This window comes from Pseudomonas sp. 8 R 14 (assembly GCF_900005955.1).
GTDB lineage: Bacteria > Pseudomonadota > Gammaproteobacteria > Pseudomonadales > Pseudomonadaceae > Aquipseudomonas > Aquipseudomonas marginalis.
On record NZ_CVTH01000058.1, the window covers coordinates 141907 to 160140 of the forward strand.

Genomic DNA, 18234 nt, shown 5'->3' on the forward strand with positions numbered 1-18234 from the left:
GGCCTTATTTGTAGCTGGCCCAAGACTTGCCAACAAACGACGATTAGGCGAGATATCATTCCGTTTATTCATGCAAAGAATAAAAAGAGGCATGCCGTGCTGAACAAAAGACATTTGCCCTCGATCACCGCCCTGCAGTGTTTCGAAGCCGCCACCCGCCACCTGAGCTTCACCCGCGCCGCCGAGGAGCTGAACCTCACGCAAAGCGCAGTGAGCAAACAGGTCGCGCAGTTGGAAGAATTGCTCCAGCACCTGCTGTTTCGCCGCGTGCGTCGCCGCTTGCAGATGACTCCGGCAGGCGACCTGTACCTGGTGGAAGTGCGCAAGATCCTCACGCAGGTGGAGATGTCCACCCACTACCTGCGCTCCTATGGCGGCGAGACCGAAGTGTTGCGCGTGTCCACCCCCTACACCTTTGGCGCGCGCTGGCTGGTGCCGCGCCTCAAGGGCTGGCGCCTGCGCCACCCGCAGATCCACCTGGACCTGTGCAACGAACAGGAGCCGGACGAACTGCTGCAAGGCAAGGCCGACATGGCCTTCTACTTCGGCCAGGGCTCGCGACCCGGCACCGAGAGCCTGAAACTGTTCAGCGAAGAGCTGGTACCGGTGTGCGCCCCGGAAAGCCTGCCGGCGCAGCCCTTCACCGACCCCACGCAACTGAGCGACCTGGTGCTGCTGCAAAACGCCTCGCGCCCCCAGGGCTGGCATGACTGGTTTGCCGATCAGGGGTATCACACCGAGCACAGCTACCACGGGCCGCGTTTCGACACCTTTTATATGTGCATTCGTGCGGCGCAGGTCGGTTGCGGCGTGGCGTTGTTGCCGCGCTTTCTGGTGGAAGAAGAACTGGCCGACGGCAAGCTGGTGATCCCCTGGCAGCATGCAATGCCCAGCCAGGACGCTTATTACCTGGCCTTCCCGGAACACGCGGCGGAGGTGCCCAAGGTGCGGGAGTTTGTGAAGTGGATGATGGAGCAGGTTGTTTAATGCCTGGAATATCGCCATCGGCGGCAAGTGGCCTTGGCAAAAAAAATCACTGGCAAACCTACCCGCGTCTATGCGCCACTAGCCCCCTTCCTTAATTGTGCGTAAAGGTCGGCGCCCATCGCCCGACCTGTCTGGAGATTCCCGTTATGAGCGAGAGTGTGTTTGCCGATCGCATCGTGCAGAACTTGCTCGACACCGACTTCTACAAGCTGACCATGATGCAGGCGGTGCTGCACAACTACCCCAACGTGGAAGTTGAATGGGAGTTTCGTTGCCGCAACAGCGAAGACCTGCGCCCGTACCTGGCGGAGATCCGCTACCAGATCGAGCGCCTCGCCGAGCTGAGCTTGAGCCCCGACCAACTGGGGTTCCTGGAACGCATCAGCTTTATGAAGCCGGATTTTTTGCGTTTTCTCGGGCTGTTTCGCTTCAACCTGCGCTATGTGCAGACCGGCATCGAGAACGGCGAGTTGTTTATCCGCCTGCGCGGGCCGTGGCTGCATGTGATTCTGTTTGAAGTGCCGATGCTGGCGATCGTCAGCGAAGTGCGCAACCGCTACCGCTACCAGACGGTGATCCTCGAACAGGCCCGCGAGCAGCTGTACCGCAAGTTCGACTGGCTGACGGCCAACGCCAGCAGCGACGAGCTGGCCGAGCTGCAAGTGGCCGACTTCGGCACGCGCCGACGCTTCTCGTACCGCGTGCAGGAAGAAGTGGTCAGCGTGCTCAAGCATGACTTCCCCGGGCGTTTTGTCGGCACCAGCAACGTGCACCTGGCCCGCGAGTTCAATATGAAGCCGTTGGGCACCATGGCCCATGAATGGATCATGGCCCACCAGCAACTCGGCCCGCGCCTGATCGACAGCCAGATCGCCGCCCTCGACTGTTGGGTCCGCGAATACCGTGGCCTGCTGGGTATCGCCCTGACCGATTGCATCACCACCGACGCCTTCCTTGGCGACTTCGACTTGTACTTCGCCAAGCTGTTCGATGGCCTGCGCCATGACTCCGGCGACCCGGTGCAGTGGGCCGAAAAAGCCATCGCCCACTACCACAAGCTGGGCATCGAGCCGATGAGCAAGACCCTGGTGTTCTCCGACAGCCTGTCGTTGCCCAAGGCCCTGGAGATATTCCGCGCGTTGCGTGGTCGCATTAATGTGAGCTTCGGCATCGGCACCAACCTGACCTGCGATATTCCAGGGGTGGAACCGATGAGCATCGTGCTTAAAATGACCGCCTGCAATGGCCAGCCCGTCGCGAAGATCTCCGATGAAGCGGGCAAGACCCACTGCACCGACCCGAATTTTGTCGCCTATTTGCGTCATGTTTTCAAAGTACCTGCCATCTCTAGCAAGGAGTGAATCATGCAAGCCGTACAGCGTGAGATTGCTGAACAGCTCAAGGTCCAAGCGCCGTTCAAGGACCAGGCCGCCCTCGAGGCCGAAGTTGCCCGGCGCGTAGCGTTTATCCAGGACTGCCTGCGCAATTCCGGGCTCAAGACACTGGTGCTGGGCATCAGCGGCGGCGTCGACTCCCTGACTGCCGGCCTCTTGGCCCAACGCGCGATGCAGGAACTGCGCTCCCGCACCGGTGACGAGGCCTACCGCTTTATCGCCGTGCGCCTGCCCTACGAAACCCAGTTCGATGAAATCGATGCCCAGGCCTCGGTGGACTTTATCGACCCGGACGAGCGCCACACCGTGAACATCGGCCCGGCGGTGAAAGCCCTGGCCAATGAAGTGGCGGCGTTTGAAGGCAAGGCGGCGGTGTCCCGCGACTTCGTGCTCGGCAACACCAAGGCGCGCATGCGCATGGTGGCGCAGTACACCATCGCCGGCGCGGCCAGCGGCCTGGTGATCGGTACCGACCATGCGGCGGAAGCGGTGATGGGCTTTTTCACCAAGTTCGGCGATGGCGCCTGCGACCTGGCGCCGTTGAGCGGCCTGGTGAAAAACCAGGTACGCGCGATTGCACGGTTCTTTGGTGCGCCGGAGTCGTTGGTGGAGAAGGTGCCGACGGCCGACCTTGAAGACCTGTCGCCAGGTAAGCCGGATGAAGCGTCACATGGCGTGACCTATGCCGAGATCGATGCGTTCCTGCACGGTGAGCCGGTGCGTGAAGAAGCGTTCCGGATTATTTGCGAGACGTACCGCAAGACCGAGCACAAGCGGGTGATGCCGTTTGCGCCTTGAGGTGAGACAGATAGTGGTGTGTTGATTGGCAGGCAGTCATCGGGGGCAAGCCCCCGATGAACGATAACGCGGTCTTACTTCAGGACCACAGTGCCTTTCATCATCGAGATGTGGCCCGGGAACGAGCAGAAGAACGCGTAATCCGTACCGGCCGCCAGTTTCGAGACATCGAAGGTCACCGAATCCTTCTCGCCGGCACCAATGATCTTGGTGTGGGCGATGATGCGATCGTCACCCTCTTTCAGGTAGTTCTTGTCGATGCCAGCAGCCATGCCATCAGTGGCAACCGGCTGCATGTTGGCGGCGCTGGTCAGCACCCAGTTATGACCCATGACGTTTTTCGGCAGGCTGCCGGAGTGAGTCAGCTCGACAGTGAACGTCTTGCAGCTCTTGTCGATCGTGATTTCCTTGGTGTTGAAGGACATCTGGTCAGTGGAGTCGACGGTGACCTTGCACTCTGCAGCAAGCAACTGGCCGCTGGCCAGAGTCAGCAGGGAAACAGCAACGAGTTTGGCAAACATGTGAATCTCCAAGGCAGGGTTTAAACAACGCGTAATGCGACAAGGGTGCCTGAGGCAGGCAAAAATTCTTATGACCTGAATCAACAGATTGTATACAACTTTAGGCTATCAGACTTATCGACACAATCAACCAGCCAAAGTGCCGCAGGCTGTCTATGATCGGCCCATCACCCACTGGAGCCCTAGCCATGCACCTCAACCAACTGTTCAATGGCCTCCTGGCCGCGTACGCCTGCGGTAAGTGAAGGCCAAGCGCCCCTTGAAGCTGCTACCATGTCGTCCCAAGGCAGCTGCGCGCCGCCACCCTCACCTTCGACCCTAGAGGATCGCCCATGGCCAAACCTAATTACTCCTTCGCCAAACGTCAGAGAGACTTGGCCAAGGAACAGAAGAAAGAGGAAAAACTGCAACGCAAGAAAGCCGCTGTCGATGAAGAAGCGGGCGCACTGAACCCGGATGCCGAAGGTGAAGTGGCAGCAGACGAGACTGAAACCCCGAAAGACCCGGCTGAATAATTATTTACTGTAGGAGCGAGCTTGCTCGCGAAGAACGTCAACGATAACGCGGGAAGCCAAGATCAACGCGGCGCCCTCAGGTTCTTCGCGAGCAAGCTCGCTCCTACATCAGCGGCATCACCGTCACCCGCACCTCCGGGTCATGGGTCCCTCCCCCCAGAATCACCCCACGCAACGGCGACACATCGGAGAAATCCCGGCCCCAGGCCAGGGTGATGTGCTCCAGCGCCGGCTGCACATTGTTCGTCGGATCGAAATCCACCCAGCCCGATACCGGGCAATACACCGAGACCCACGCGTGGGAGGCATCGGCGCCGATCAGCCGTGGCTGGCCGGGCGGTGGCTGGGTGAGCAGGTAGCCGCTGATGTAACGCGCCGCCAGGCCGCGCGAGCGCAGGCAGGCGAGCATCAGGTGGGCGAAGTCCTGGCACACGCCGCGTCGGCGCTCCAGCACCTCCACCAGCGGCGTGGCGACCTGGGTAGCTTCGGCATCGAAGGTGAATTCGCTGAAGATCTTTTCCATCAAGGCCTGCACCCCCAATAGCAAGGGCGCACCAGGAGGGAAGCAGCTCTCGGAGAACTCGACGAAGGTCTTCTTCAGGTGTACGTAGGGCGATTCGAAGCGATAACGGCAGGCTTCGATCAACTCGGGCGACAGTGGCTGGCTGCTGTAGGTCAGGCTGTCGCGGGTCTGGTCCCAGGCGGGCGAGTGCTGGAAATCCAGCACCGGCCGCGCCAGCACTTCCACAGTCAGCCCAGCGTTCACCAGTAATTCATCATGGGGCCGCTCGAACGCCAGGCGGGTGATCGGGTTGCCGAACACGTCCAGCTCATCCCGGCGTGACGACGGCTGCGGGCTGATATCCAGTTGCTGGTCGCTGCAACGCTGCCAGGCGCACGGCCTCGGCCATAAATGCGCGAGCTGCTGGGCCAGGGACACCGGGCTGTCGTAGTGGTAATGGGTATCGTGGAAAATCTGGTAGCGCGCACTCATCACACCGACACCGTTTGCTGACTGACATCATCCACATGGGCAAAGTGGCGCAAAGCCAGACGATCCGACACTTGCCCACTCTCATCGGCGACCGCCTGCAGCAGGTCGGCCAGGCCTTCCAGTGCGGCACGCACGCTGGATTCGCCAAACAACGGGTTCTCCAGGCACGCCAGGTCGAAACGCGCCAGGCGCTCCACCAACGGCGCCAACCCGGTCTCCCGTGGCACACCGAAATCATCATTAAGACGGCGCAGGGTACGGCTCACCAGTTTCAGCTGGAACAGCACCGCGTGGGGGTTCTGTTCATCCAGCAACAACAAATCCAGGACCGGAATCAGCTGCGGCACCGCCAGGTAGCGCGAGCGGTAGGTGATGCTGCTGTTGCCGAGCTCCAGCAACCACTCCAGGCCCGCTTGATCGAACACCGCCACGCCGCGCAGGAATGCCGCCAGGCTGCTGCTGAGAAATTGCAGGCGCTCGATGCGCCGGCCCATCATCAGGAAGCGCCAGCCTTCGTCGCGGGTCATGTCGTCGAGGGCAAACCCGGACAGCGCCGCCAGGGACATTACCAGGCGGTTGAGAAAGTCCAGCAACTCACCAAAATCCGGGCTTTCGCTCTCCAGCTCCAGGGCTTCGCGCTGCAACTCCACCAGGGCCTGCCAGTTCTCACGGGACAACTTGCCGCGCACCTGGGACGCCGCCCACTGCAAGCGTTGCAGGTTGGCGCGCAGGCTCGACGGCCAATCATCGCCGAGCAAGGCCGCCTGCAAACGCTCGGGCAGCTCGCCCTCCTCCGGCAGCAGGCGCAGGTTTTCACCCAACTCGACCGCCGCCTGCAAGGCCAAGGGGTCGTCGCCGTCGACATAGCGCGCCAGCACGATGCGCAGCCAGCGTGCGCTGTCGTCGCAGCGCTCGCAGTAACGGCCGAACCAGAACAGGTTTTCCACCACGCGGGACGGCAGATAAGGGTCGCGGCGCACCAGGTCGTGTGCACCAATCGCGCGCTGGGCGCGCCAATGCTCGCCACTGCTGGCGCGTTCGCCCAGCACCCAGGTGTCCTTGCTGGCGCCGCCGCGTTGCATCGACACCACTTCGGCATCGGCGTCCGCCGCCACACGGGTCAGGCCGCCGGGCAGTACGCGGTAGCCCTCCGCGCTGGCCACGGCATACACGCGCATGCCGATGGCGCGGTGTTGCAGGTGATCCTCCACGGTGTGCCACACCGGTGCCTGGGACAGTTGTGCCAGCTCCTGGGCGACGTAGGCGTAAGGCCGCGCGCGCATGCGTTCGGCCAAGGCCTGGCGTTGCTCGTCATTCAAGTCGCGACCGAATACCGGGGCAAAACTTTGCGACGGAAACGCCGGTTTGATCAGCAGTTCCGGCAGTTTCTCCAAGGCCTCGGCGAGCACCGGCGCCTCACCGCACCACCAGGTGGCGATGGAGGGCAAGAGCAATTCTTCGCCGAACAGGAACTGGTTGATCCTGGGCAGAAAGCCGAGCAAACCGGGGGACTCCAGCACGCCGCTGCCCAGGGCATTGGCCACCAGTACATTGCCCTGGCGCGCGGCGTCGAGCAGGCCGGGTACGCCGAGGGCGGAGTCGGTGCGCAGCTCCAGCGGGTCGCAGAAGTCATCGTCGAGGCGACGCATGATCGCGTGCACCCGGCGCAGGCCACTGAGGGTTTTCAGGAACACCGTGCTGTCGCGCACCGTGAGGTCGCCGCCTTCCACCAGCGGGTAGCCGAGCTGACGCGCGAGGTACAGGTGTTCAAAATAGCTTTCGTTGAAACGCCCAGGGGTGAGCAACACGATCAGCGGTGGCTGGTCATCGCTCGGCGCCTGGCGGGCCAGGGTTTCCTGGAGCGTGCGGAAGAAACCGGTGAGGTGCTGCACCTGCAGATCACGGTACAGGTCCGGAAAGGCGCGGGACACGATGGTGCGGTTTTCCAACGCATAACCGGCGCCCGAAGGCGCTTGCGTACGGTCGGCGGTGACCCACCAGCGGCCATCCGGGGTACGCGCCAGGTCCACGGCATACAGGTGCAGAAACGCACCGTCAGGCGGTTGGATGCCCTGGCACGGCCAGAGGAAATTGTTATGCCCGAACACCAGTTCGGCCGGCAGCAGGCCTTCCTTGATCAAGCGTTGCGGCCCGTAGAGGTCCGCCAGTACGGCGTTGAGCAGACGCGCACGCTGGGCGATACCGGCTGACAGCTGCTGCCATTCATCGGCCGCCAGCACATGGGGCAGCAGGTCCAGTTCCCAAGGGCGATCGGCGCCCTTGGGGTCGGCGTAGACGTTATAGGTGACGCCGTTTTCCTGGATCTGCCTTGTCAGCAGCGCCTGGCGCTGGGCCAGTTGCGCGGGTGTGCTGCGTTGAAGGTGATCGAGCAAGCGCTGCCAATGGGCGCGTACTGCGCCACTGTCGTCCAGCAGTTCGTGATAAGTACCCGCGGTCAGCGGGTATTGGTCGAGCAAGTCGGGCATGGAACGCTCGGCAGAGGCAAAGGGGCTCAGTTTAATTCAAATTCACTGCAATCTAATGTGGGAGGGCGCTTGCTCCCTCCCACATTGTGATCGCTTTTAGTCATTTTTATTGGGGTGACGCCGCAGATCCAGGGTCATCGGCAATTCGTCATTGATCACAACACTCGGCACGGTGAGCTTTCCTGGTGTATGGCCGAGACGGAAAAACCGCGCCATGCGCCGGCTCTCCGCCTCATTGGCGTTTACCGGCAGGCTGTCGTAGTTACGCCCGCCCGGATGCGCAACATGGTACTGGCAGCCGCCCAGGGAGCGCTGCATCCAGGTGTCCAGCAGGTCGAACACCAGCGGCGCATGCACCGGGATGGTCGGTTGCAGGCAATTGGCCGGTTGCCAGGCGCGGTAACGCACGCCGGCGACGAACTCGCCAATGCGCCCGGTCGGTTGCAGCGGCACCGGGATGCCATTGCAGGTCAGCAGGTAGCGTTGCGGCGGCAGCCCACTCACCTTCACCTGCAAGCGCTCCAGGGACGAATCCACATAGCGCACCGTGCCGCCCACCGCGCCCTCTTCGCCCAGTACATGCCAAGGCTCCAGGGCCTGGCGCAGTTCCAGTTCGATCCCGCTGACGGCGTAATCGCCCACCTTGGGGAAGCGGAACTCCAGGTGCGCGGCGAACCATTCGGCGCGTAACGGGTAACCGGCGGCGTTCAACTCGACGATCACGTCGGCAAAATCCTGCTCGATAAAGTGCGGCAACAGGAAGCGGTCATGCAATTCGGTGCCCCAGCGCGCCAGTTTCGGCGGCGCATAGGGCTCACGCCAGAAGCGCGCCACCAAGGCCCGCAGCAGCAGTTGCTGGGTCAGGCTCATGCGTGCGTGGGGCGGCATTTCAAAGGCCCGCAACTCGAGAAGGCCCAGGCGGCCAGTGGCACCGTCGGGCGAGTAGAGTTTGTCGATACAGAATTCGGCGCGGTGGGTATTGCCCGTTACGTCGATCAACAGGTTGCGCAGCAGGCGATCCACCAACCACGGCGGGCATTCTTCACCCGGCTGCGGCATTTGCGCAAAGGCGATTTCCAGTTCATACAGCGCGTCGTTGCGGGCTTCGTCGACCCGCGGTGCCTGGGAGGTCGGGCCGATAAACAGGCCGGAAAACAGGTACGACAGCGAGGGGTGGTTATGCCAATAGCTGATCAGGCTGCGCAGCAGGTCGGGCCGGCGCAGGAACGGCGAGTCCTTGGGCGTCGCGCCCCCCAGCACAAAGTGGTTACCGCCGCCGGTGCCGGTATGGCGGCCGTCGATCATGAACTTCTCGGTGGTCAGCCGGGTCTGCCGCGCCTCCTCGTAGAGGAATTCGGTGCGTTCCACCAACTCGTCCCAGGTCGCGGACGGCTGCACGTTGACCTCGATCACACCCGGATCCGGCGTGACGCGGAAGTTGCTCAGGCGCATATCGAACGGTGGTTCGTAGCCTTCCAGCAGCACCGGGCAGTGCAATTCCTCGGCGGTGGCTTCGATGGCGGCCACCAGTTCCAGGTAATCCTCGACGCGTTCCAGGGGCGGCATAAACAAGTACAGGCGCCCTTCCCGCGCTTCGGCACACAGGGCGGTGCGGGTCAGCCAGTCGGCGGACTCGTCGACCTCGGGCACTCGCTCGTCGCTCGGCGCGGGGTCGCCATGGCTTTGCAGTTGTGTGCTGGTCGGCAGTTCCGGCTGATCCTGGTTAGGGTCGGTGGGGTGCACGAACGGATACTCCGCTGCCGTCACCCACGGCTGCGAGGCCAACGGCAGGCGATAGCCCAGCGGCGAATCCCCCGGCACCAGACGGCAATGGTTATCGCGCAGGTACCAGCGCCCGCTCTGCCAGCGGTCATTGGCCGCCGTACGAGCCAGCGGCAGTACCTGGCCGATGACTTTATCCAGGCCCTGGCTGAACACCTTGCGCAAGCGTTCGCGCTCCAGTTCGTCGCTCAAGCGCGGGTCCTGGGCCGTGACGTTTTGCGGCAACGCACCTTCGCGCCACAGGTAGTAGAAGTTGTCTTCGAAGGCCGGGAATACAAAGCGCGCCGGCAACTTCAGGCGCTCGGCGACGCTGGCCAGGAAGCGCCCGGCCATTACGCCATCGGCGCCGTAGTCCTGTTGTTCATCGGCGATCAGCGCGCTGTTGTGCCAGATGGGCACACCGTCACGGCGCCAGTAGCAGTTAAGCGACCAGCGCGGCAATTGCTCGCCGGGGTACCACTTGCCCTGGCCGAAGTGCACCAGGCCCTTGGGCGCGTAATGCTTGCGCATGCGCTGGAACAGTTCGGCGGACAAGCGCCGCTTATCCGGCCCGAGGGCTGCGGTGTTCCACTCGGCGCCGTCGGGGTCGTCGATGGAGACGAAGGTCGGCTCGCCGCCCATGGTCAGGCGTACATCATCCTTGAGCAGGTCGCCATCGATCTGCCGGCCCAGGGCCTGGATCGCCAGCCATTGCTCTTCGGTGTAGGGCTTGGTGACCCGTGGCGCTTCCCAGATGCGCTCCACCGACATCTCGTGGGTAAATTCGCACTCGCAGGGTTCCACCAGCCCACTGATCGGCGCGGCGGACGATGGATCGGGACTACAGGCCAACGGGATGTGCCCTTCACCGGCGAACAACCCGGAGGTGGCATCCAGGCCGATCCAGCCGGCACCGGGCAAATACACTTCGCACCAGGCGTGCAGGTCGGTGAAGTCGACTTCGGTGCCGGAGGGGCCGTCGAGGGCTTTGACGTCGGCGGTCAGCTGGATCAGATAACCGGACACAAACCGCGCCGCCAACCCGAGGTTGCGCAGCAATTGCACCAGCAGCCAGGCCGAATCACGGCAGGAGCCGGAAGCGTTTTCCAGGGTGAATTCCGGGGTTTGCACCCCCGGTTCCATGCGGATCAGGTAGCCGATGTCGGCGGCCAGGCGCTGGTTGAGGCCCACCAGGAAGTCCACGGCCGGCAACGGCGTGCGGTCGATACCCGCCAGGTAGGCGGCAAACCTCGGCGTCAGCGGCAGGGTTTCCAAGTACGGCGCCAGCTCGCGCTGTTCATCGGCGGCGTAGCTGAAGGGGATTTTTTCGGCGTAGGGCTCAAGGAAAAAATCGAACGGGTTGAACACCGCCATCTCGGCGACCAGGTCAACCTCGATGCGCAATTCATCGGTCTTTTCCGGGAACACCAGACGCGCCAGGTAATTGCCCTGGGGGTCCTGCTGCCAATTGATGAAGTGCTGCTCGGGCAGCACTTTGAGTGCGTAGGACAAAATCCGCGTGCGGCTATGGGCCGCCGGGCGCAGACGCACGATCTGTGGGCCAAGTTCGACCGCGCGGTCGTAGCGGTAATGCGTAACATGGTGCAACGCGACATGAATCGACACGGCGGCCTCCTGCGAGCCAGGGCATGGACACAAAGCGCGCAAGACTTATGCCAGAGCGGCGGTCATTGCGCTTTATCGTAAGACCCGGTGCAGTACAGCACCAAAACGGCGCCGACGGTGGTGTCGTGGTGCAGGCGCCGCACATATTTGTGGCGTTAATGTGAGGATGGGTGGCGAATCTACCCAATCAACGGGTTTTGCGCTTTGCGATTACGGCTTGGCGCAGGTGGCGTATCTCGGACAGTTTTTTGCGCATTTCGCGGTGGCGTTTGCTATTTAGCAGCAGTAAACCCAACAGCGGGAAATAGCGCGCGAGAAAACCGTTTATCGAAGGCGGCTCCTTCACATGCGACTACTCGATCTGACGGTTGATTTGACCGCCTGCCGAATGCGACGGATTCCCACGAGTTTCGTGCGCATCTCTCGTTGAACCTTACTGTTAAGTGTCAATAATCCGAGCAATGGGAATAACAGCGCCAACCCATAAAGGACTTTGTGAGGCTGGAATTGAACCATCGGAAGTACAAACAGTAGACAGGCGACATAGATACCGACCATTACCCACACCCAGGAGGGTCGGCCCCGCAAAATCATAAAGTTGCTATGGACCGTCAACAGAATGAGCAGCGCCCCGGCAGACATGATCTTGAGCCCCACTTGAGCCATCGGCGCATCACGAAAATAGGTGATGAACGCCAGCGCCACAGCCAACGCCAAAGAAAAACACGCAGCAAATACGCCGCCCATAAACGTCAGAAAGTATTGTCTGAAAAAGTCGCGTAGCGTCATCAATTCGCTCATTCGCTTACCTCCTCGTACAGTCCAATCGCGATGGTGTTGACGTTTCCGGAGTAGGCACTCCCGCCAAACCCAACGCTTGCGCCCAGGACGTCTTTGATCTGGGTAGTGGTGCTGTGCTTGAGCTGCGTAGGGGTGAAACGCTTGGTGAGTTCGCCCGACGCCTGCCTCAATTTGATCATCTTCGCGGTCAAGCTGGGATGGTTGATGCTCAGCAGCTCTTTCGTCAGCTTGGCTCTTTCCTGGCGATTCAAACCGCGAAGCACATCACGCAGGCTCTTGCCCGTCGATGCTTTGGCGGCCCTGACCAGCTTGACCGTCGTCAGGGCCGAAGCGCCCACGCCTACCAGTGATACGGCGTCCAGCACGATGGACGCATTCTGGTACCAGCCTTCACTGTCGAGCGAATCCTTGACCTCAGGTTTGGCGACTTCCAGCGCTGTTCGGGCAATGCCGTTGAAACACTGAAGCGTACTTGCGCCGGCAGCCGCATACCCCACTACAACGATGACGGAACTGGCGCCAGCGCTGAAAGGCACCAGAATTGTTCCACTGGCGATCGCAGCCCAACTGATGACCGCCCCCAAGCAGGAGATTCCGGTATTCACGGCTTCGCCAATCAGTCGCGATTCTCGAGGATTGCTCACGACATGTTGAGCAAACTGTGTTGGCGCAATGTACTTCTGCGCTTCACGCAAAATGATGCGCTTGGGCTTGATGCTGCAGATGGGCTTGAATTCGCGCAGGGTAATGACATTGAAGTCAGCGTCGATATACACCACCCCCGCGCCGACGATGCTGGGGTCGGCGTCGATGGCCGCGAACAGCCGTGGCAGGTTGATCTGGCTTTCGATGCGCTGGCGCGCCATGAACTGGGAGCGGTTGGAGTCCATGCCGATGCCGGCCAGGGGGTTGCCCATGGGGTGTTCTTCCTTGAAGGGGTGGAGACTGGACTGACGCTATCGGGGGCAAGCCCCCGATGGCAATTTAATGGGCGCCACCTTAACAAACAGACTCCCCACCGCCTAGAAAGCAAAACGCCAGCACAAGGCTGGCGTTTGCATTTTCAAGCGACGATCAACGCGGCACGACCGGCTTGCGGGCCGGCTTGCCGCCCTTGCCCTTGGCCGCATCGCTGCGTTCCTTGGCCGCCTGCTTGTTACGCGCCTGGGCCGCCGCCTTGGCTTGCTCACGCTTGTCCCACGGGTTGCTGCCGTCGCTGCCACGGGGCGGCAGGCCGGTGTGCTGGGTAAGGATCTTGGTGGTAGTTTCCTTGGCGACCTTGTGGCTACCGGCCGGCGTCGAGTTCTTGCGACGGGCGCTCTGGTAGCTGTCGGTGCTCGGCTGGTGCAGCGGGATCAGTTGGTCCTTGCCCGGCCCGATCAGGTCGGCACGGCCCATGCGGGTCAACGCTTCACGCAGCATCGGCCAGCCCTTCGGGTCGTGATAGCGCAGGAACGCCTTGTGCAGGCGGCGCTGCTCCTCGCTCTTGACGATGGTCACCGCGTCGCTCTTGTAGGTGACCTTGCGCAGCGGGTTCTTGCCCGAGTGGTACATCGCGGTGGCGGTGGCCATCGGCGACGGGTAGAACGCCTGCACCTGGTCGGCGCGGAAGCCGTTGCCCTTGAGCCACAGGGCCAGGTTCATCATGTCTTCATCGGTGGTGCCCGGGTGAGCCGCGATGAAGTAAGGGATCAGGTACTGCTCCTTGCCCGCTTCCTTGGTGTACTTCTCGAACATGCGCTTGAACTTGTCATAGCTGCCAATGCCCGGCTTCATCATCTGGTTGAGCGGACCTTCCTCGGTGTGTTCCGGGGCGATCTTGAGGTAGCCACCGACGTGGTGGGTGACCAGCTCCTTGACGTATTCCGGCGACTCGACCGCGAGGTCGTAGCGCAGGCCGGAAGCGATCAGGATCTTCTTCACACCCGGCAATGCACGGGCGCTTCGATACAGCTGGATCAACGACGAGTGGTCGGTGTTCAGGTTCGGGCAGATACCGGGGAACACGCACGACGGCTTGCGGCACGCGGATTCGATTTCCGGGCTCTTGCAGGCAATGCGGTACATGTTCGCAGTCGGGCCGCCGAGGTCGGAGATCACACCGGTGAAGCCCGGCACCTTGTCGCGGATCTCTTCGATTTCGCGAATGATCGACTCTTCGGAACGGTTCTGGATGATCCGCCCTTCGTGCTCGGTGATCGAGCAGAAGGTGCAGCCGCCGAAGCAGCCACGCATGATGTTCACCGAGAAACGGATCATGTCGTAGGCCGGGATCTTCTCCTTGCCGTACGCCGGGTGCGGAACACGGGCGTAAGGCATGCCGAACACGTAGTCCATTTCTTCGGTGGTCATCGGAATGGGCGGCGGGTTGAACCACACGTCCACTTCGCCGTGCTTCTGCACCAGGGCGCGGGCGTTGCCTGGGTTGGTTTCCAGGTGCAGCACGCGGTTGGCGTGGGCATAGAGCACGGCGTCGCCACGGACTTTTTCCACCGAGGGCAGGCGGATCACGGTCTTGTCGCGGGTCATGCGCGGGCTGGCCAGGATCTGCACGACCTTGGCTTCTTCCGGATCATCGACCGGCCCCTTTTCCTGCTCGATGGCGCAGGCCTGGGTGTCCTGGGTGTTGACGTACGGGTTGATGATCTTGTCGACCTTGCCCGGGCGATCGATACGCGTGGAATCCACTTCGTACCAGCCGGCTGGGGTATCGCGACGGATGAACGCGGTGCCGCGCACATCGGTAATGTCTTCGATCTTGTGGCCCCACGACAGGCGCTGGGCGACTTCGACGATAGCCCGCTCGGCGTTGCCGTACAGCAGGATATCGGCGGTGGCGTCGATCAGGATCGAGTTGCGCACGCGGTCCTGCCAGTAGTCGTAGTGGGCGATGCGGCGCAGGGATGCTTCGATGCCGCCGAGTACGATCGGCACGTTCTTGTAGGCTTCCTTGCAACGCTGGCTGTACACCAGGCTGGCGCGGTCCGGGCGTTTGCCGGCCATGCCGCCTGGGGTGTAGGCGTCGTCGGAACGGATTTTCTTGTCGGCGGTGTAGCGGTTGATCATCGAGTCCATGTTGCCGGCCGCGACGCCGAAGAACAGGTTCGGCTCGCCCAGTTTCATGAAGTCGTCTTTGGACTGCCAGTTCGGCTGCGCAATGATCCCGACGCGGAAGCCCTGGGACTCCAGCAGCCGGCCGATGATGGCCATGCCGAACGACGGGTGGTCCACGTAGGCATCACCGGTGACGATGATGATGTCGCACGAATCCCAGCCAAGCTGATCCATCTCCTCCCTGCTCATCGGCAGGAATGGCGCAGGGCCGAAACATTCGGCCCAGTACTTGGGATAGTCAAATAACGGCTTGGCTGTTTGCATGACGGTGACCGGTGTTGAGATGAAAAATCGCGGGCGCGGAATATAGCACAAATTTTGACCAATTCCGACGGTAATGGTCGGAATTGAGCAGACGGGTTATTCGTCGTCGTCGAAGTTGTAGCTGCCCGGCGCCAGGTTCTCGAAGCGCGTGTATTTACCGATGAACGCCAGGCGGATAAAGCCGATCGGGCCGTTACGCTGCTTGCCGATAATGATCTCGGCAATGCCTTTGTGCTCGGTCTCGGGGTGATACACCTCGTCGCGGTACACGAACATGATCACGTCGGCATCCTGCTCGATCGCTCCGGATTCCCGCAAGTCGGAGTTCACCGGGCGCTTGTTGGGGCGTTGTTCCAGGGAACGGTTGAGCTGGGACAGTGCCACCACCGGGCAGTTGAATTCCTTGGCCAGGGCCTTGAGTGACCGGGAGATTTCGGAAATTTCGTTGGTCCGGTTATCGCCGCTGGAACCCGGGATCTGCATCAACTGCAGGTAGTCGATCATGATCAGGGCGATGTCGCCGTGCTCACGTACCAGGCGGCGGGTACGTGCACGCATCTCGGACGGGCTGATACCGGCGGTGTCATCGATAAACAGCTTGCGGTCGTTGAGCAGGTTGACCGCCGAGGTCAGGCGCGGCCAGTCGTCGTCTTCCAGGCGACCGGCACGCACCTTGGTCTGGTCGATACGGCCGAGGGAAGACAGCATACGCATGATCAGCGATTCGCCTGGCATCTCGAGGGAGTACACCAGTACGGTCTTGTCGCTGCGCAACACGGCGTTTTCCACCAGGTTCATCGCAAAGGTGGTCTTACCCATGGATGGACGGCCGGCGACGATGATCAGGTCGGACGGCTGCAGGCCGCTGGTCTTCTCGTCGAGGTCGGTGTAGCCGGTGGAAATACCGGTGATGGCGTTGTCGGTGTTGAACAAGGTGTCGATGCGGTCGATGGCCTTGGTCAACAGGTCATTGACGCTGACCGGGCCGCCGGTTTTCGGGCGCGCTTCGGCGATCTGGAAGATCTGGCGCTCGGCTTCGTCAAGGATTTCGGCGGCGGTGCGACCTTCGGGGTTGAAGGCGCTGTCGGCGATTTCGGTGCTGATGCCGATCAACTGGCGCAGGGTGGCGCGCTCGCGAACGATCTGGGCATAGGCCTTGATGTTGGCGACGGACGGCGTGTTTTTTGCCAGTTCACCCAGGTAGCCCAGGCCACCGACCTGGGAGGTCTGGCCTTCCTTGTCCAACTGCTCGGCCAGGGTCACCACGTCGATTGGGGAGTTCTGGTCGGCCAGCTTGGCGATGGCACGGAAGATCAGGCGGTGGTCATGACGATAGAAATCACCGTCCGAGACTTGATCCAGCACGCGTTCCCAGGCGTTGTTGTCCAGCATCAGGCCACCGAGCACGGCCTGTTCGGCCTCGATGGAATGCGGCGGCACCTTCAGGGCAGCGGTTTGCAGATCGTATTGCTCAGGAGCTGAAATATCGTTCATGGCCACTTGGAATTAGGGGATTGTAGAAAAACAAAAGGCACGACCTGTAAACAGGATCGTGCCCGATGTTAACTGCCCGACACACGAGGTGCCAGTCAGTTAGGTGCGACTTAAGCTGCTACCACGACAACGCGTACGGTGGCTTCAACTTCGGCGTGCAGGTGCACGGCTACGTCGAATTCGCCTACGTTGCGGATGGTGCCGTTCGGCAGACGAACTTCGCTCTTCTGCACTTCAACGCCGGAGGCGGTCAGTGCATCAGCGATGTCGTGGGTGCCGATCGAACCGAACAGCTTGCCTTCGTCACCGGCGGTGGCAGTGATAGTCACTTCCAGCTCAGCCAGTTGGGCAGCGCGAGTTTCAGCCGAAGCTTTCTTGTCTGCTGCTGCTTTTTCCAGCTCAGCGCGACGCTCTTCAAACGCAGCCAGATTGGCAGCGGTTGCAGCGGTGGCTTTGCCGTATGGCAGCAGGTAGTTACGACCGTAGCCGGCCTTAACGTTCACTTTGTCGCCCAGGTTGCCCAGGTTGGCGACTTTTTCCAGAAGGATCAGTTGCATGTGAAAATCCTCTAACTTTTAACCTTCACCGTTCGCGTTATCGGCGTCTTTCGGCGCAGAACGTCCGCGAAAATCAATCAGGCTGTCGACAATGGCCAAGACCACGAGTAACGGACCGATCAAGTGCATGAGCGGCAGGACGGTGACGTAGATCCCCACCAGCCAGAAACTGGCCAGTCTTTTCTGCGCGACAAGCCCGTGAATCAGGGACAAGCCAGCGAAGAACAGCGGCACACCGCACAACGGCAACAGGATCAAGGTGTGCCACCCGATAAACGGGGCAACGCACATGACGGCCAGCAGTGACAGCGCAACGCGCTTGGGGATCCGGATTGCGCGAAACTCGCTTCCGAAACCGCCGGGGTTATACAACAACGCCTGCCAATAGCGCCCAAGAATCAGGCACAACACACTAAAGACCTGCACCGAAACCGCTGTCGAAATGATCAACATCGGAACTGCCAGTGAAGCGAGTGCTGCTTTCTGGTCTGCCGAGAACTTCTCGTAAGACTCACCCATCACCAGCGGCAAGACGTGTTGAAACGTCTGCGCCAACGACTCGATGAAGGAACCGAAGACGGTCCCCAGGCTCACCGCACACAACAACCCCACGGCCGTGCTGACCAGCAGCACGCGATTCCAGGAATGCCCGGCGCGCAAAACCAACGCCAGGCTGCAACTCCCCAACAGCACCAGAAGCGCTGTCGGGTCTTGCAGGAAATGCCAGCTCACCAACACTGACAACAACCCCAGACCCAGGACGCTCAAGGCGTCCGAACCGCGCCGCAGGAGCACAAGGCAACCCGCGGCGGCACCCAACCAGAACAACAACGGCAACACTGCACATCCAGCCACTACCAGAGTGGCCTGCACACGACCGCGCATGATGAACTCAGCTAAGGCGCGCATGCATTCAATCCCT

Annotated in this window: 14 protein-coding genes; 4 read left to right on the forward strand and 10 right to left on the reverse strand. The window is 61.4% G+C overall.

Translation table 11 applies throughout. From position 1 onward, the window contains the following. The first annotated feature begins 96 nt into the window (after positions 1–96). The 3 genes from BFQ01_RS13145 to nadE all read left to right on the forward strand — a co-directional run bounded on the left by BFQ01_RS13145 (position 97) and on the right by nadE (position 3179). Entirely contained in the window at positions 97–987 is an 891-nt protein-coding gene (locus BFQ01_RS13145; RefSeq protein WP_065925611.1) for a LysR family transcriptional regulator, read from the forward strand. Between the two features lie 146 nt (positions 988–1133). Next, positions 1134–2348, forward strand: coding sequence for a nicotinate phosphoribosyltransferase (gene pncB / locus BFQ01_RS13150; protein ID WP_065925612.1), 1215 nt, complete (start codon positions 1134–1136; stop codon positions 2346–2348). A 3-nt stretch (positions 2349–2351) separates the two neighbouring features. Further along, complete coding sequence (gene nadE / locus BFQ01_RS13155; RefSeq protein ID WP_027607697.1) at positions 2352–3179, forward strand: ammonia-dependent NAD(+) synthetase; 828 nt, start codon at positions 2352–2354, stop codon at positions 3177–3179. Positions 3180–3253: 74 nt separating this feature from the next. Here nadE and azu read toward each other — a convergent pair whose 3' ends face one another. Continuing rightward, positions 3254–3700: an azurin gene (gene azu, locus BFQ01_RS13160; RefSeq protein ID WP_027607696.1), complete on the reverse strand. Its 447-nt coding sequence runs from the start codon at positions 3698–3700 to the stop codon at positions 3254–3256. Positions 3701–4032: 332 nt separating this feature from the next. Here azu and BFQ01_RS13165 point away from each other — a divergent pair, with 332 nt between their 5' ends. Further along, positions 4033–4215 carry a hypothetical protein gene (locus BFQ01_RS13165; RefSeq protein ID WP_032890516.1) on the forward strand — a complete coding sequence of 61 codons (183 nt, stop codon included), beginning with the start codon at positions 4033–4035 and terminating at the stop codon, positions 4213–4215. Positions 4216–4318: 103 nt separating this feature from the next. On the opposite strand, the gene BFQ01_RS13170 is transcribed toward BFQ01_RS13165, so the two are convergent. From BFQ01_RS13170 to BFQ01_RS13210, 9 genes are all read right to left on the reverse strand, one after another. After that, positions 4319–5209: a transglutaminase family protein gene (locus BFQ01_RS13170; RefSeq protein ID WP_065925613.1), complete on the reverse strand. Its 891-nt coding sequence runs from the start codon at positions 5207–5209 to the stop codon at positions 4319–4321. Continuing rightward, a complete protein-coding gene (locus tag BFQ01_RS13175; RefSeq protein ID WP_065925614.1) occupies positions 5209–7695 on the reverse strand; it encodes a circularly permuted type 2 ATP-grasp protein in 2487 nt (828 codons plus the stop codon). Before BFQ01_RS13175 ends, BFQ01_RS13170 begins: the two co-directional genes overlap by 1 nt. Positions 7696–7791: 96 nt before the next feature. Continuing rightward, a complete protein-coding gene (locus BFQ01_RS13180; RefSeq protein WP_065925615.1) occupies positions 7792–11082 on the reverse strand; it encodes a transglutaminase family protein in 3291 nt (1096 codons plus the stop codon). Between the two features lie 342 nt (positions 11083–11424). After that, positions 11425–11883 carry a hypothetical protein gene (locus BFQ01_RS13185; RefSeq protein WP_065925616.1) on the reverse strand — a complete coding sequence of 153 codons (459 nt, stop codon included), beginning with the start codon at positions 11881–11883 and terminating at the stop codon, positions 11425–11427. Next, positions 11880–12800 carry an NAD synthetase gene (locus tag BFQ01_RS13190; RefSeq protein ID WP_065925617.1) on the reverse strand — a complete coding sequence of 307 codons (921 nt, stop codon included), beginning with the start codon at positions 12798–12800 and terminating at the stop codon, positions 11880–11882. The genes BFQ01_RS13185 and BFQ01_RS13190 overlap by 4 nt, the downstream gene beginning before the upstream one ends. A gap of 157 nt (positions 12801–12957) precedes the next feature. Beyond that, a complete protein-coding gene (locus BFQ01_RS13195) occupies positions 12958–15261 on the reverse strand; it encodes a YgiQ family radical SAM protein (protein ID WP_065925618.1) in 2304 nt (767 codons plus the stop codon). Positions 15262–15357: 96 nt separating this feature from the next. Next, positions 15358–16755, reverse strand: coding sequence for a replicative DNA helicase (gene dnaB, locus BFQ01_RS13200; protein ID WP_017526410.1), 1398 nt, complete (start codon positions 16753–16755; stop codon positions 15358–15360). A 110-nt stretch (positions 16756–16865) separates the two neighbouring features. Next, complete coding sequence (gene rplI / locus BFQ01_RS13205) at positions 16866–17312, reverse strand: 50S ribosomal protein L9 (RefSeq protein WP_003171376.1); 447 nt, start codon at positions 17310–17312, stop codon at positions 16866–16868. Positions 17313–17330: 18 nt separating this feature from the next. Next, complete coding sequence (locus BFQ01_RS13210; RefSeq protein ID WP_065925619.1) at positions 17331–18221, reverse strand: hypothetical protein; 891 nt, start codon at positions 18219–18221, stop codon at positions 17331–17333. Positions 18222–18234: the final 13 nt, after the last annotated feature.

Coding starts and splice junctions, on each gene's coding strand:
- pncB (WP_065925612.1), top strand. CDS start 1,134: ATGAGCGAGAGTGTGTTTGCCGATCGCATCGTGCAGAACTTGCTCGAC.
- nadE (WP_027607697.1), top strand. CDS start 2,352: ATGCAAGCCGTACAGCGTGAGATTGCTGAACAGCTCAAGGTCCAAGCG.
- azu (WP_027607696.1), bottom strand. CDS start 3,700: ATGTTTGCCAAACTCGTTGCTGTTTCCCTGCTGACTCTGGCCAGCGGC.
- BFQ01_RS13165 (WP_032890516.1), top strand. CDS start 4,033: ATGGCCAAACCTAATTACTCCTTCGCCAAACGTCAGAGAGACTTGGCC.
- BFQ01_RS13170 (WP_065925613.1), bottom strand. CDS start 5,209: ATGAGTGCGCGCTACCAGATTTTCCACGATACCCATTACCACTACGAC.
- BFQ01_RS13175 (WP_065925614.1), bottom strand. CDS start 7,695: ATGCCCGACTTGCTCGACCAATACCCGCTGACCGCGGGTACTTATCAC.
- BFQ01_RS13185 (WP_065925616.1), bottom strand. CDS start 11,883: ATGAGCGAATTGATGACGCTACGCGACTTTTTCAGACAATACTTTCTG.
- BFQ01_RS13190 (WP_065925617.1), bottom strand. CDS start 12,800: ATGGGCAACCCCCTGGCCGGCATCGGCATGGACTCCAACCGCTCCCAG.
- BFQ01_RS13195 (WP_065925618.1), bottom strand. CDS start 15,261: ATGCAAACAGCCAAGCCGTTATTTGACTATCCCAAGTACTGGGCCGAA.
- dnaB (WP_017526410.1), bottom strand. CDS start 16,755: ATGAACGATATTTCAGCTCCTGAGCAATACGATCTGCAAACCGCTGCC.
- rplI (WP_003171376.1), bottom strand. CDS start 17,312: ATGCAACTGATCCTTCTGGAAAAAGTCGCCAACCTGGGCAACCTGGGC.
- BFQ01_RS13210 (WP_065925619.1), bottom strand. CDS start 18,221: ATGCGCGCCTTAGCTGAGTTCATCATGCGCGGTCGTGTGCAGGCCACT.